Here is a 14668-nt window from a genome sequence, read left to right as displayed (position 1 = left end):
ATGGGATTGAAGGCATCCAGGTGGATGGTAACAATGTGCTGGAAGTATACGACACCATACACGAGGTTGCCGGGCGCATCAGGAAAAACCCCAGACCGGTACTTGTGGAATGCCTTACCTTTAGAATGCGGGGGCATGAAGAAGCCTCCGGAACAAAGTATGTACCTGAAGAATTGTTTAAAGAATGGGAAAAAAAAGATCCCGTAAAGACTTTTGAAGCCTATCTATATGAACAGGGTATACTCAACGACCAATTGGCTGATGCCTTAAAATCCAGTCTGAAACAGGAAATAGAACAAGAAGTAGAAAGCGCCTTTCAAGAATCCGAGCCTGTAGCAAATCCAGATAATGAACTCCAGGACATGTATTTTCCTTATCAGCAAAAAGTAGCTGCTCCTGGAGAAGTTAGTTCAGAAATGAGATATCTTGATGCCATCAGCGATGCACTTAAACTTTCCATGCAGCAATTCCCTAATCTGGTGTTAATGGGACAAGACATTGCCGATTACGGAGGCGCATTTAAAATAACCGATGGGTTCAGTTCAGCATTCGGCAAAGCGCGGGTTCGCAACACCCCGATTTGTGAATCTGCAATTGTTGGTGCAGGACTTGGCCTCTCCATTAATGGTTATAAAGCCGTTGTAGAAATGCAGTTTGCTGATTTTGTAAGTTGTGGCTTTAACCAGATCGTAAACAACCTGGCCAAAACACACTACCGCTGGGGGGAAAAGGCAGATGTAGTCATTCGCATGCCAACCGGAGCCGGAACAGGCGCAGGTCCCTTCCATTCTCAGAGCAATGAAGCCTGGTTTACCAAGACTCCAGGACTTAAAGTCGTTTATCCCGCATTCCCCTATGATGCCAAAGGCTTGCTGCTCGCTGCAATTGAAGACCCCAATCCAGTCATCTATTTTGAACATAAATACCTCTACAGAAGTTTATCCGGGCAAGTACCCGAAGGCCATTATACTGTTGAAATTGGAAAAGCCAATATCCTGAAGGAAGGAAAAGACATGGTGATCATTACCTACGGCATGGGGGTACACTGGGCACTATCCTATCTGGACCAATATCCAGAATACTCCATAATGCTGGTAGATTTATGCAGTTTACAACCTTGGGATAAAGAAACAGTAAAAACCGCTGTCCAAGCAACGGGAAAAGTATTAGTCCTCCACGAGGATACAATCGGTTCTGGTTTTGGCGCAGAAATTTCAGCCTGGATCTCCGAATACTGCTTTGAATACCTTGATGCTCCAGTGATCAGATGCGGAAGTCTGGACACGGCAATCCCGATGAATAAAGTACTGGAAGACAGTTTTCTTGCAAAAAGCAGATTACACGAAAATGTAGAGAAGCTCAGAACCTATTAACTGTGTTGGCACGATAATGGCCTGTAATTCAGAATCCATATCCAAATAATGTCCTGTTATGAAATTCTTTACTGCCTCAGCCTCCATTTATCTCTTGTGTGTACTCTACAGTTGTAACTTTAAATCCAATCATCCGCAGGCCGCACTTGCACAGGACTCCGTTGCTACTGCAATAAACGAAAAGATCATCAACAGCTATGCTGATGCTATTGACAAAAAAACAGACAGGACAGAAAAGAAAAGCAGTCTTCTTTATACCATCAGAGACCATTCATTCTATGCTGAACAATATCAGGACAACGGAAACACCGTATTACTCCTCTCCAATGAAGACAATGGCGCACTAAAGAATACAAGAAAAGCATTCTATCTTAGAAATGACAGCCTTGTTTTGGTAAAGACCAGTAACATTCAGGGAACCGTACTAAAAGATACGCTTACCTATTTAAGAAATAACACCATCTTTAAAATGGTGCAAAGGGAAAGTTCCAATGAAAACCAGCAAAAAAAAACTTCGTATAAACTAATCAGCACTTCCAGTAAAGCAAGCCCTGAGACCTATCAGCGACAAATCAAATTCTTACAAAACGCCCTGGCACAGCAAAATCAATTTGAAATGGTATTTGAAGCCATTCATGTTCTTCCCGAGGAAAGCTATATGAGCTTAAAAAGTAAAACCAGCAGTGATTATCAGGCTACCCTGCTGATAGAAGAAAAGGATGCCTTTATAGACAGCCTTGTTGCAGATCCGTTAAAATACAAAGGTGAAAAGATCCGGTTCAACTGGATCATCAAAGACAAACAGGCCATCTATGTTCCAGTGGCCAGCAAAGTTACTTCGGCCAAAGGATTGAACAAATAAATATTTCCATTGTCCAGGCAAAGACACCGGTACCTTTTCCGAAGCCTTTCTCCTTTCCGAAATTTCCGCCCGTCCTTAATGGTGAATACGGTGTTTAAAGGGATTTCTTCCAGCCTGGAGGAGTTGTATGCCTGATCATACCTCTTAAGCGCCCTGGAGAGCTGTAAATCTGTGCAGCTGGATGCTGAAGGATTACTCAGATAGGTTAAAATCGCCTGCTGAATATCTTCCGGAAAAACAGACTGTTCCAAAAAGGGACTCATCATCCTTTTGAAGTTATTCTTCCATTCCTGTCCATGAGGTTTTACTTTATTCTTATACTCATTCCAGGTCAGCAAATGTGCAAATTCGTGAACTGTCGTCACCAGAAAAGCATAACGGTTCAAATCATTGTTTACAGAAATCTTATGGCCCGAATCTTTAAATGGATGCCGGTAATCTCCAAGTTTAGTTGCTCTGTTTCTGGATATTTTAAACTCACATTGGAAATAATCTATCCATTTCGCGATCAGCGGCGCAGCAGCCGGCGGCATATATTGCGTAAGAACTTGTACCTTTTCCACAGAGGCTAAGATAGAAAATTACTTTAATAACTGGTAGGCAATCAGACTGGCCACATAGGCCATCCCTGTCATATATACGATCTGGATCAGCGGCCATTTCCAGGATTTCGTTTCCCTGAATACAACCGCAACAGTACTCATACACTGCATAGCAAAAGCATAGAACAACATCAAAGAAAAACCAGTAGCAAAAGTGAAAATCTGTAACCCAGTATTGGCATCTTTTGCCGCCAGCATTTTAGCCCTGATGGTACCCGTCTGCGCATCGCCCCCCTCTACACTATAGATTGTAGCCATAGTACCTACAAATGCCTCCCTGGCAGCAAAAGACGTAATAAGAGCTATACCAATTTTCCAGTCAAAACCAAGAGGTTTAATCACAGGCTCAATGGTCTGTCCCAATATCCCCGCATAAGAGTTTTCAAGGCGTTCTGCAGCTTTATCCCTTTCCAGTGTACTTACCTGTATGCTATCCTTGGAAGCCTCAATCTGCGCGTATTTTTTTTCAATCTGTTCCATACGTTTTGGCGGCCCATAGGTTGCCAGTACCCATAGAATAATAGAAATCGCAATGATTACTTTACCCGCTTCAAAAACAAAGGTTTTTGACTTCTCATACATCGTAAAGATCACGTTCTTCCACCTTGGCATCCGGTATACCGGTAGTTCCATAATGAAATACGATTTTTCTTTCGCTTTGATCAGAAATTTCATCACAAAAGCCACCAATACAGCAGCAAGAATGCTGATCACATACATACCCATTAATGTCAGGCCCTGCAGGTTGATAAATCCAAAAACATGTTTATTAGGAATGATCAGTGAGATCAGCAAAGTATAAACAGGTAAACGGGCAGAACAACTCACCAATGGAGACACCATAATCGTAATGATCCGGTCTTTCCAGCTTTCAATATTCCTCGCGCTCATAATGGAAGGTACCGCACAAGCCAGGCTACCAATCATCGGTACAACCGATTTTCCGCTCAGCCCAAATTTACGCATCACCTTATCCATCATAAAAGTCACTCTCGCCATATAACCCGTATCTTCCAATACAGAAATAAAAGCAAATAAAATGGCAATCTGAGGAATAAAGATCATTACTCCCCCCAATCCGGCAAGAATCCCATCCAGAAAAAGATTAGTCAAAATACCATCCGGAAGATGCTGATGCCCATAATTTGTTAACCAGGCAAAACTTCCTTCAATCAGTTCCATTGGATAGGATGACCAGGAAAAAATAGAGTTAAAAATGAAAAACAGGATCGCTATAAAAATAATAAATCCCCAGAAACGATTGGTTAATATGGCATCCAGTTTATCACTAAAGATAAATTTACGTTTGGCACCGGTGTCCTCTATCACACCAGAAAGAACGGTACTCAGGTACCTGTAACGGGCAATCGTTTCTGCTCCCTGCTGTTTCGAAGATTCGAAATCAGCTGCTGCTTTTATCCCATCAAGGGTTTTATGTTGCTCTGCAGATAAAAAATCGAGCGTTTGATGCTGATGAAGCAACTGTAAGGCAAAATAATCATTCTCCGTAGCCAATAAAGCTTTGGCTTTATCAATGGCTTCAGGCGCCAATACATGTACATCTGCTCCTTGTAGCTGAGTCGGGATACTTGTGCTGTTGACAATTGCCTGCTTAAGTTCTTCCAAGCCGATGTTGCTTCTGGCGGATATAGCCACAACCTGGATACCCAGCCTTTTGGCCAACAGATCAATATTTACAGTCAGACCCTCTTTTTTAGCCATGTCCGTCATGTTCAGCACCAACATTACCGGCAGGCCAAGATCAGCAACCTGCGAATACAACAACAGATTTCTGCGAAGATTGGTGGTATCAGCAACCAAAATGACCAAGTCCGGATGGCTGGAATTACTTTTATCGGCAAGCACCTGGAAAACAATGCTCTCGTCCCTGCTTTTCGGATACAAACTATACGTTCCGGGAAGATCTATAATCTCGGCCTGCTGCTGATTGGACAACTTGCAATAGCCGACCTTTTTATCAACAGTAATCCCCGGGAAGTTCCCGATTTTCTGGTTTAAACCAGTTAACAGATTAAACAGGGTTGATTTTCCTGTATTAGGATTACCAACCAGGGCAATTTTAAAAACAGAAGCCAAATCTTTATTGTATTATGATAACGGATGCTTCATTTTTACGTAAACAAAGCTGATAGCCGGCTACACGTATAGCCATAGGATCACCAAGAGGTGCAAAACGTTCCACTTCAACGAGTTCTCCAGGCAAACATCCCATTTCCATTAACTTCACTGACATCTCCAAATCTGTAAATGCGACTATAGTTCCTGTTTCTCCTACGTTTAACTGCGAAAGTTTCATTGTCCTAAATTAGGTGGGCAAGTTAGCCTTTATTGATAATAATTCCAAATAAAGACCAACTTATGTTACATTCTCATCCGCATGCCGCCTCTATCACCTCCTCTGCCTGGCATTTTCATATCTCCCTGCATATTTTTGCCACCCATCCGGTTTAAGGAGTAGGTAAATGATAATAAACAATAGCGCTTAAGCACATTATAATTTAAATCTGTAATCGTGTTACTGGTAGAGGTACGGCTCACACCGCGGTTTTGGTTCAACAGATCATATACCTCAAATTTAAATGTTCCTCTGTTTTTGAAGAATTGTCTGCTGATATAGGAATTAAGCAGGGTGTACTTACTATCATAGCCCTCACCCCTTCCGGTATTTTGAAAATAGTCCACATTGGCGGCCAAACGAATATCACCAGGAAATACATAACTGATATCCAGCGTAGGGTTTAATGTATAATAGGTTGTATTTGCATTGGGCTGTGCAGAGTAGATACTCCTGTTTAAAGTTCCGTTTACACCTGCTGTAAAATCAAATTTCTCAAAATTGGAAACCAGTTTATAGCCATTTGTCACACTGAAATTTGTAGAAACGTTATTGATAGAATTGGTGATGTTCACCCCTTTTGAAAACGATGTACTCAAATTAATATTCACATTTAACTTGTTTTCGGGAATGATAGGAAGCCCAACAAAAGATCCTGCATTAAATTGATAAACACCCTTAACGTTAACAGGAAGCACCGCAATCTTTCCATTCTTTGTCGTATCCGGATCATTAACGATCAATGTACTGCTGTTCCCAATAGCATTAAAGGTTTGTGAGATATTCGCAAAAACAAACAGCGACCTGAAATGTGCGAAATCAAAATTGTTATAGAAAATACTCAGGTTGTTGGTAAATGACGGTTTAAGCTGAGGATTTCCAAGAGCAATACTCTGTGTACTGGAATTATCCGGAACAGGCTGGATCTGGGAAATGGTCGGTTGCGTGGTAGAACCACGGTAATTGATCCTTAAACGTTTGCTGTTACTAAAAGTATACCTGAACTGTGCACTTGGTGTAATATTATAAAAGTTCTGGTTGAACACATTTCCAGTCGTAATGTTATCGTTTTTGCGATCTGTATTCTGCACCGCAACGCCTGCATTCAGATTGTATTTCTTCCCGGTTTTTGTAAAGCTGAAACCAAGAGAATTGGTCAAGGTCGTATTCTCATAGGTATTGGAATAGGTATTATCTATCAGATCATACTGAGAAGTCAATGGATTAAAATTATAGGTAAAACGTTCCGATCTGTCGTGATTATAACCGTTCTGGTAATTCAACTCAAGATTTAACGTTTTTGACAATGGTTCTGTATATACAACTCGGGCAGAATTACCAATAGAATTCGTCTTTACATCATTGAACTGGTTTGTAAGCGATTGTGATGTTCCTGTAGAATCAATGGTATTGGCAACAATATTATTATAATTATCCGAAGTATTGTCGTTAATATTTGTACTCACATTCAGGGAAATTGTACGCCCGCGACGAAGAAATTTGTGGCGCAGCAACAAGTTATTTGACAATGTAGGAGAAGTAGATTTTGTATTATAGCCCTGAGTACCATTCGTCGAAGACTGAGCATACTGATTGGTATAGGTGCTATTTTGATTCAGTTTTGTATCTGTATAGCTCAGGTTTGGTTGTATTTTAATCGAGGTAGCTGAATCAATTTTAGTATCTATAAGAAAATTCAATCTGTGATTAAGACGATCAGTCGTGCTGTTCAGGTCGTTTCCAAATGTAGTTTTGGTATTGCCCAGCAAATTTTGCGTTAAGCTGTTTTGTTCATTGAACAACGACGTTTTATTGAAAAAATAACTGGCATTGATCTCCGTCTTGTTCTTCGTAATGGTTGCAAAGTTAAAACCTGCAGCATTAGTTGTGGTAATACCCTGAGGAGGAGCAGCGCTGCCACTAACCAGTTGTACCATTCTTCCACCTCCACCACCTGTTCCCGCGCCGCCACCAAAGCTTTGCTTATTCACATTGTTAAACTGGCCAACAACCGACATCTGTTCATCACCCTTAAATTTATTGACATTCAGGTTAACATCGTATCTGCCGTCAGTTCCATACCCCGCTGAACTGTTTCCAAAGATTCCGTTTTTCTTATCTTTTTTGGTCGTAATGTTAATGATTTTTTCCCTGTTACCATCGTCTACACCGGTAAACTGGGCCTGATCAGACATCTGATCAATCACCTGTATTTTATCCACCATATCTGCAGGTAAATTTTTTGTGGCCAGTAAGGGATCGCTTCCAAAAAACTCTTTCCCATCTACCTTGATTTTAGTAACGGTCTCCCCCTGTGCTTTAATGCTTCCATCTTTAGCAACTTCAACACCCGGCAATTTCTTCAAAACATCTTCTACAACCGCATTCTCCCTTACCTTCACCGTACTGGCATTAAATTCAATCGTATCCTTTTTGACTACTACAGGTGGCGCCTGACCTTTAATCTCTACCGTCTTTAAATCAAGACCTGTATTTTGCATCGCAAGATCACCCAGGCTAACTGAAGGAGCATCAGCAGAAACCGTAAAATCTTTGGTTACATTTTGAAGCCCAAGATAGGCAACATATAAGCGATAAGCTCCCGGAACAAGTCCTTTTACTTCAAAACGACCATCTTTTTCCGTATTAATCGTTCCAACAACACTGGAGTCTTTTAAACTTTTTACGGCAACTGTCGCATAATCAACAGGCTGTTTATCCTTGGCTGTAATTACTCTTCCGGCAACAGATCCATTTTTGGTTTGAGCGGATAAAAGTGAGCTGAAAAACACCAGTATAACGAATACCAGTCCGGGCGTAAAAATTTTAGTCATAAATTAAATATATACAATTTATCCTTATAGACCTGTAAGGACGGCAATGGATTAGTTGAAGGTCAGAAATTCCCGGTAACAATTTAAATACACGAAATGATTATCCCGCGATTAAGAGTTCCTCATTGCTTTTTGACGGCTATTTAAAGTACTCACTTTAGGGCAGCCACAACCTGGTTTAAACACACTGCAACTGCTCAGCAAAACCATGCAAAGCAGTACAGCAATACTAAGCTTTCTTTTCATGATAATCCGATTTATGCAATAAGATATAACTAAAAATTCCCATCGCAACACCAATCATATCACAGCCAAAATCCCACCATTCTGCGGAGCGATAAGGAAAAAACGCATACTGGATCATCTCTATTCCACCCCCAACTGAAGCAGTGATTAAAATGATTTTAAATATAGTAAGCGAACGGAAACTATAACTATGTTGATGATTGATCTTGCCATACAGCAATAAGACTGTAAGCACATAAAAAAAACCAAGATGCACCAACTTATCAAACCCTGTAAAAAAAATGCCAGTCTCTTTAGAGTCTGGCATTTTAATGCAACAAAGTATTAAAATAAATATAGTCCAGAGAATTGCCCAGACCTGGTATTTTAACCCTTTTAAATAATTCATTCTAAGCTCCTACTAAAGTTTTGTAAGCATCTGCATCTAACAGTTCATTCACAGCTTCAACATCTGTTAAACTCACCTTTACCATCCATCCGTCTCCATAAGGATCAGAGTTTACCAGTTCAGGATTATCATTCAGCGCCGCATTTACTTCAGTAACGGTTCCAGTTACAGGCATAAACAAATCAGACACTGTTTTTACAGCTTCTACAGTTCCAAAAACATCATCTTTTTTAACTTCATCGCCAACGGTGTTGATATCAATATAAACGATATCACCCAGCTCACGCTGTGCAAAATCAGTTATACCTACATAAGCTTCAGTGCCTTCCACTCTAACCCATTCATGGTCTTTAGTGTATTTTAATTCTGATGGAAAATTCATTCTTATTTATTTTTATGTCAAAGTTAATTATTCTTGTGCTCTTATACCAACCTTAATTCAGTGTAATCCTTAAACTAAAACCAAAATTACTAAAGGACGTATTAAAGGTTTGCGATGTATAGGGTTTAGTAACGTTGGAGTCATAAAACAATTTAACGTTAAAACGCTGGTTCAAGATATAATCCACACTTGGCCTGAATGTAATATTTTTGGCACCTGAAGAAACCTCTGCCTCCGTTACATCTGCCCGGTAGATCACTGTTTTATTATCCCTGACCGCTACATCCAGTTTAAAATCCATGTTGTTGTTCATCTTGAGCTGTTTGAATAAACCAAAAGGGAACCTGAACTTTGAAGTCCTGTAGCCCAGGCCAAAGATCATATTGTTCTCCGACAATTGCGCCAATTGGCTATTCGCCAGGCTCAATCCCAGTAAGCGGGTTCTTCCAATCTCAAAATTAGCTGTGATATTACTCTTTAAACGGGTATCTATTCCAATAAGCGGAGCAAACTGCTCTGCAATAGTGACCTGCGAATACTGATAACGCGGCAGGAAATTCTGATTGTCGTCCCTGCTGGTCACCGAACCATCACGTTCCGCATATTTTAAAAGAGAATTGAATCCGGTTACACTGTATACTGAACGATAAGAATGTCTCAGGTCAATCGATTTAAAATATTCCTCCAGGAAAGGAATTCTTGTGAGCCCGCTGTAATTGATCCTCCAGTTAGGCAACGGTATTTTAGGAAAGGAATTCAGGCTCACTGAAGAAGCATCCTTCCCTGTGTAAGCCGCGATAAATGCAGAAACCACTACATCCTGAGCCTCCTTACCATATCCGTCTGCAAATCCATCCACACTGCCACTTGAATTAGGGTTCTGACCGCCCAGCCTTTGCGAAATAACCTGCCTGTTGGCCATAAATTTATCAAACAACTTGGAAACAATACTGCCATTTTTATCAGAAAATGCAGTTCCAAGAGAAATAAAACTCACACTATAATCGCCCGTAGTGGTTGGACTGAGCTCATCAAAGCTATGTGTACTTTCCCTGTATCTGAAATTGGTCGAATAATTCAGTGTCCGGTTCTTATTTGCAGTTAAGGTAATCCGCAGATCACGAACAGGCTCCACTGTACTTGTTAAACTCAAATCCTCGCGCAATGTATTGATGTACAATTGCGATTGCAGCGTATCCGTCGTAATCCAGCCATTGTTGATCGCCATCTGACTAATATCCCTTTGGCTACCAAATACAAAACCCAATCCAGGCGCACCCGTAGCCCCATCAATCCCAAAAAACTTCGTTCTAGGGAGATAACCCGGAAGAAAGATCCCTTTAGTCTGAGTATACGCCCCATTGATGGTCTTGATACTGGTCAAAAGATTCACAAAGAATGCCGAAGCCCCACTTTTGTCAGGTCCGGAATTTCGTCTGATGAAACCAAATTTATTATAAAGACTGGTTAAATTCAGTGTAGGATTAAGTTGAATGGTTCTGGAATTTTGAATGGTATTCCCTAAGTTGATATTTGGATCATTCAAAGTAGCCAGTGGTTCAGTTTGCCAGTTAAAGTTCGTTCCGTAACGGGTGGCCACATTCACCCAATCCATGCCCGGAATTTTATTCATTGGCAAGTTATAGGTGATGTTCAGGTTATGACTATAATCCGTCGTACGCCCAAGCCGTTTCAAATTCTGCCACACGGTATCCCTTTTCATCCCATCAATTTTACCATCAGGTTCATCAATAATGGAATAATTAGTCGCATCAAAATCCAATGTTAGTGAACGGGTCAGGTTCCAGGAAATTCCATACACCCTGGTGATCAGGAAATTCTTATTATAGGTGGTATTGATCGGTATTCCATTCACCGGGCTATTGTCCCTCAATTTATTCTCCGAATAATAGCGGTCTACATCAATCCTGAAATTGATAGAACTTGGCAATAAGCTAAAATTAATATCCCTCAGCAAGGCCAGTGTATTCGATTTGATAATCTTATCAAATGGGGTAATCGAATTGGACTGGCCCGCATAATTATAGGCAAGCGAGGCCCTGTAGGTACGCTGTATGGAATTTTCATTAATAAAATCCCTGTGCGAATAACTGGTATAAGCATAACTCGCACTTAAATTTTCCACATCCCACAGATGCACCTTTTTACTTGCATCTGTACGTTCCTTTCTCACGTTGGTAAAATTGATGCTGTTCCTCGTGGTATAATCCTGGGCATAGTTCAAGATGGCCTTCTTCTCTTCTTTAGTCGCAGCATCCAGGGAATTTTTCAGTTCTATATCCGGTTTCATCGGATCATACTGAGGCGTACTCACCTGCTTGGAATAGCTGATAAACATAGGCACTCTCAGGGCCGTTTTCTTTGGAAAAAACTTACCAAGCTCCATACTCGAAGAAATATCAAAAAAGATATTATCGGCCCGGTTACGCTCACTTACACGATCCTCCAGCGCACCAAAACCCACTGTAGATTTACTACCCGAAATGTTCACATCAGCAAAATCCGCCAGCTTGGCATTGACACGAGCAGTTGCTGCCCAGCCCCCTCTCTCATCAAACTCGGTTAACCGCAATTCATTAAACCACAACTGGGCACTTTTATCCTGACCATCATCAGATCCTGGATTGGCCAGGTTTTTATGCGGATTTTTAACCCCAAGCATATACACCCTGACCTTACTCATATCAGGCTGTCCTTTAATGATAACCGAACGCTCGCCATCCATATAGACAAAAGGAATATTTGGCGGCCATAACTGTCCAGTCGACGTACGGGCATTGTTCCTGGCCAGCTTGGCTTTTTGGAACAGCTCCAGCTGGATGTCCATTTTATTCTGGTCGGGCCATATGGAATAAGGATTACTGGTTCCCGGTTGTGTAACCACCAAAGGTTGATTGTACTCGTAATAGTTGTCCTGGTTATCCGTACCTATTCTTAAAAACGCGCTCAAGTCCCGGTCATTGACCACCGAATTACCCACAGCTTCCAGGTGAATGAACATTTCCAGCCTTTTATACGAACGGAAATCACTGTATGCTGTTTTGAATGTCGCCCGACCATAGCCATCCCTCAAATTCTTTACCGTAAGGGTCAATGACTGTTCATTTAACTGCGTATTGTTCTGATAATTGGTATAGTCTTTTTGGCGTTGAATACCAGGGGGAACCACGTAAGGAATCGGCGAACGTTTGCCATTCTCCTCGATATTAATCGTCGCAATCTCTACAGTGGAATTGTCAGGCCCTACGGCACCCGCCGATGGATCGACAATAATCTGAGAAGGATCATTGTTCGAATTGTACTGTCTCCACTCTCCTCTCACCAGTTGAATTTTCGCAAACCTCAATATCGTCGTATCTGCAAAATCCGTCATGAACATCCGGATGAAACGTATAGACTTAAAATCCTGGATACCACCTATCTTCTGATCAAAATCAGCAATAGGAATCCTGATCTGATACCAGTTGACGGCCTGTGTTTGCCCGTTGGCCAGTTTAACCTGCGAAGTCACCTTATCCGTAATGTATTTCTTACCCACCATCAGATCTGCCGGGCGCATCGATATCTTGTATTGGAAGTATTCGTCAGACTGGGTCATGTTATTGTCCCTGTTGATATCTTCCCCATCCGGCAAAGAAGTAGAAGCAGAGTTATCAACTCCAAAATCATCCTGGGATTGTTTTGAGGTCTTGGAATTTCCCTCTGGCCCGTTATAATCCTGGTACCTTCTTAAAATCTTTGCACGCGCCTGATCCAGTGCCGTGCCCCTGAAATAAGCATAGTCATCGGAAGATGGATCATTTTCAAATTTAGCCGCCGCATCCGGGTTCAGCTGTCCTCTGATCTGATTGATCTGCGCATTGAATTTCTTTCTTTCATCATTGTTGGACAGACCATCAAGACCTACATCCTGTGCCTTTCTTGCATCAGGATCGTTATCAAAGGCCTGAACCACCGGCTGAAGCTTCGGTACCCTGCCCCAATTGGTTTCATCATATTTACCAGGGTCGCCATCGGCGGGCAAGCCATTCTCCAAAGACTTACGCCCATCCTTCAAAATATCTTCAGAAATATTCCCAAGATTAAAATAAAGGTCCCCGCCAGCAGAACCAGGTTTATAGATATAAGGATCCATTACCCAAAGCTCTATATACTCAATATTAAGTGCTTCAAAATCATTGGTAGAAATAGGCCTGAAAAGGCCTCCCCATCTGGTTTTAGGATTTTTCAAAGTTCCATCCGAATTAAAACCTGTCGGCGTATAATTGTAAGGACCACGAAGCATAGGATAAAAGGCCACATCAAGTGTAGGCAAAGTCGTGGGCTGCCCGGTAGGAATCTCTTTAAAAGGAAAAACTTCCTGTTCCAGGATCTCCCTTACATAATGATTCGACAATTCCGTTTTATCATTTCTAAGATAATCGGGAATATTGGAGGAAATCTTATTATAAAAACTGGGGTCTATATTATAAAATGCAATCTTTGCCCTGTTGTATCCGTAAGCAAGGTTATCAATAAGCGCTGCTTCCGGAAACAACTGTGGTGTTCCCGATAGCTGCCAGGATATGGCACCTTTTAACTCAATTACCGAACGGGAAGCTTCAAAATCATCCAGATAACTTGTTCCTCCCTTGCTTCCATCTGCATTAATTGCACTCGGATGCCCTGGAATCAGCTGTGCAAACTCTCCCGAGAAAGTAATACTCGAGGGTGCTTTAGTAGAAATAAATGGCAGCTTGTCCACCATCTTTGTTAAAAATCTGGAAGGAGAACTGTAGTTCAGATCAAGCCCCCACATGGTATTGGAAATGGGCTCTTCCCCGATGTTCACCTTTGCCGTCAATGGCTTTTCACTCAGGTTCATAAATGTTCCGCCCAGTGTCAGTTTATTGTTTACCCGGTAATCCATCCTCGTTCCAAATAAACTCCGCTGCTGAAGGCCAAACATTTCGTTGTTCTCCGTTGTGATCTTTATGGGCTGTCCTGAAGTGAGCAGGCCTACATTAAGGATCTTCACCCTTCCGCCCTGGTAATCTACTGTGTAATCTATCCCCTCCTGCAAAGGCATGGTTCCGGCAAGTACCTTAACCGATCCCTGAGGGACATTAATGGAGTTTAAAGAAAACTCTGTTGAAATTTCAGACTGATAAGTTCCCTTAATTACATAACGGTTCTTATTCGTGAACAACTGCTGTGCAATCACCTTCGTGGAATCGTACAAAGCTGTATACGTATACTTATCTATTAAATTTTGTTCCCCTGGCAAAAACTGGCTTGCCAAATCCCTTCCAAAAGGCTCCAGTACAGGAAATATAATCCTTCCGTTCAATGGATCAATGGTGATGTATCCGCTACTGGTGTTGGAACCAAAGCCAGCCAGACTCGCATTAGAATTAACCGTACTAGACGTTATGGGCGTGTTAATGTCATTTGAATTGGGTGTATTACCCACCGTAAAAGGTTTGTTTTCCACCTGGAAATCGAAAACACCATCCGGCCTTTTTTCACCCTGCATATTTAAACGATCCAGGCGGGTCACCTGGATCCATTGCTTGTTTTTCAGCGGCGTTTTTGTCTCGTTATCTATCTTTTCACCTTCCAGGA

The 14668-nt window shown here is 41.5% G+C and carries 10 protein-coding genes; 2 read left to right on the top strand and 8 right to left on the bottom strand.

The features are described 5' to 3' along the window. Positions 1-1373, top strand: a 1373-nt coding sequence (locus VNZ46_RS09670) for a transketolase C-terminal domain-containing protein (protein ID WP_325559946.1), incomplete at its 5' end; no start/stop codon positions are given. Between the two features lie 58 nt (positions 1374-1431). Beyond that, positions 1432-2235 (top strand): hypothetical protein, encoded by an 804-nt coding sequence (locus tag VNZ46_RS09665; protein WP_325559945.1) that lies wholly within the window; start codon positions 1432-1434, stop codon positions 2233-2235. Here VNZ46_RS09665 and VNZ46_RS09660 read toward each other — a convergent pair. From VNZ46_RS09660 to sprA, 8 genes are all read right to left on the bottom strand, one after another. Beyond that, positions 2184-2798, bottom strand: a complete 615-nt coding sequence (locus tag VNZ46_RS09660; RefSeq protein WP_325559944.1) for a SprT-like domain-containing protein — start codon at positions 2796-2798, stop codon at positions 2184-2186. The two genes, VNZ46_RS09665 and VNZ46_RS09660, sit on opposite strands and share 52 nt — an antisense overlap. Before the next feature lie 18 nt (positions 2799-2816). Next, positions 2817-4934 carry a ferrous iron transport protein B gene (gene feoB / locus VNZ46_RS09655; protein ID WP_325559942.1) on the bottom strand — a complete coding sequence of 706 codons (2118 nt, stop codon included), beginning with the start codon at positions 4932-4934 and terminating at the stop codon, positions 2817-2819. Positions 4935-4938: 4 nt separating this feature from the next. Further along, a complete protein-coding gene (locus VNZ46_RS09650; RefSeq protein ID WP_108555370.1) occupies positions 4939-5154 on the bottom strand; it encodes a FeoA family protein in 216 nt (71 codons plus the stop codon). Positions 5155-5219: 65 nt separating this feature from the next. Continuing rightward, entirely contained in the window at positions 5220-8027 is a 2808-nt protein-coding gene (locus tag VNZ46_RS09645) for an outer membrane beta-barrel family protein (RefSeq protein WP_325559940.1), read from the bottom strand. Between the two features lie 111 nt (positions 8028-8138). Beyond that, positions 8139-8273 (bottom strand): hypothetical protein, encoded by a 135-nt coding sequence (locus tag VNZ46_RS09640; protein WP_325559938.1) that lies wholly within the window; start codon positions 8271-8273, stop codon positions 8139-8141. Next, complete coding sequence (locus tag VNZ46_RS09635; protein WP_133782167.1) at positions 8257-8661, bottom strand: VanZ family protein; 405 nt, start codon at positions 8659-8661, stop codon at positions 8257-8259. Before VNZ46_RS09635 ends, VNZ46_RS09640 begins: the two co-directional genes overlap by 17 nt. A 1-nt stretch (position 8662) precedes the next feature. Next, the gene (gene gcvH / locus VNZ46_RS09630) at positions 8663-9043 is read right to left on the bottom strand and encodes a glycine cleavage system protein GcvH (protein WP_325559935.1); all 381 of its coding nucleotides are present in this window, start codon (positions 9041-9043) and stop codon (positions 8663-8665) included. A 52-nt stretch (positions 9044-9095) separates the two neighbouring features. Continuing rightward, the coding region (gene sprA, locus VNZ46_RS09625) for a cell surface protein SprA (RefSeq protein WP_325559933.1) at positions 9096-14668 on the bottom strand (5573 nt) is incomplete at its 5' end.

The organism is Pedobacter sp. (assembly GCF_035566355.1).
In the GTDB taxonomy this organism is placed as follows: Bacteria; Bacteroidota; Bacteroidia; order Sphingobacteriales; family Sphingobacteriaceae; genus Pedobacter.
This window is presented reverse-complemented; position numbering and strand designations above follow the sequence as displayed.

Bases quoted from the DNA above. Each gene is read 5' to 3' on its own strand.
- VNZ46_RS09635 (WP_133782167.1), bottom strand. From the start codon at position 8,661: ATGAATTATTTAAAAGGGTTAAAATACCAGGTCTGGGCAATTCTCTGG.
- VNZ46_RS09665 (WP_325559945.1), top strand. From the start codon at position 1,432: ATGAAATTCTTTACTGCCTCAGCCTCCATTTATCTCTTGTGTGTACTC.
- VNZ46_RS09650 (WP_108555370.1), bottom strand. From the start codon at position 5,154: ATGAAACTTTCGCAGTTAAACGTAGGAGAAACAGGAACTATAGTCGCA.
- VNZ46_RS09640 (WP_325559938.1), bottom strand. From the start codon at position 8,273: ATGAAAAGAAAGCTTAGTATTGCTGTACTGCTTTGCATGGTTTTGCTG.
- gcvH (WP_325559935.1), bottom strand. From the start codon at position 9,043: ATGAATTTTCCATCAGAATTAAAATACACTAAAGACCATGAATGGGTT.
- VNZ46_RS09645 (WP_325559940.1), bottom strand. From the start codon at position 8,027: ATGACTAAAATTTTTACGCCCGGACTGGTATTCGTTATACTGGTGTTT.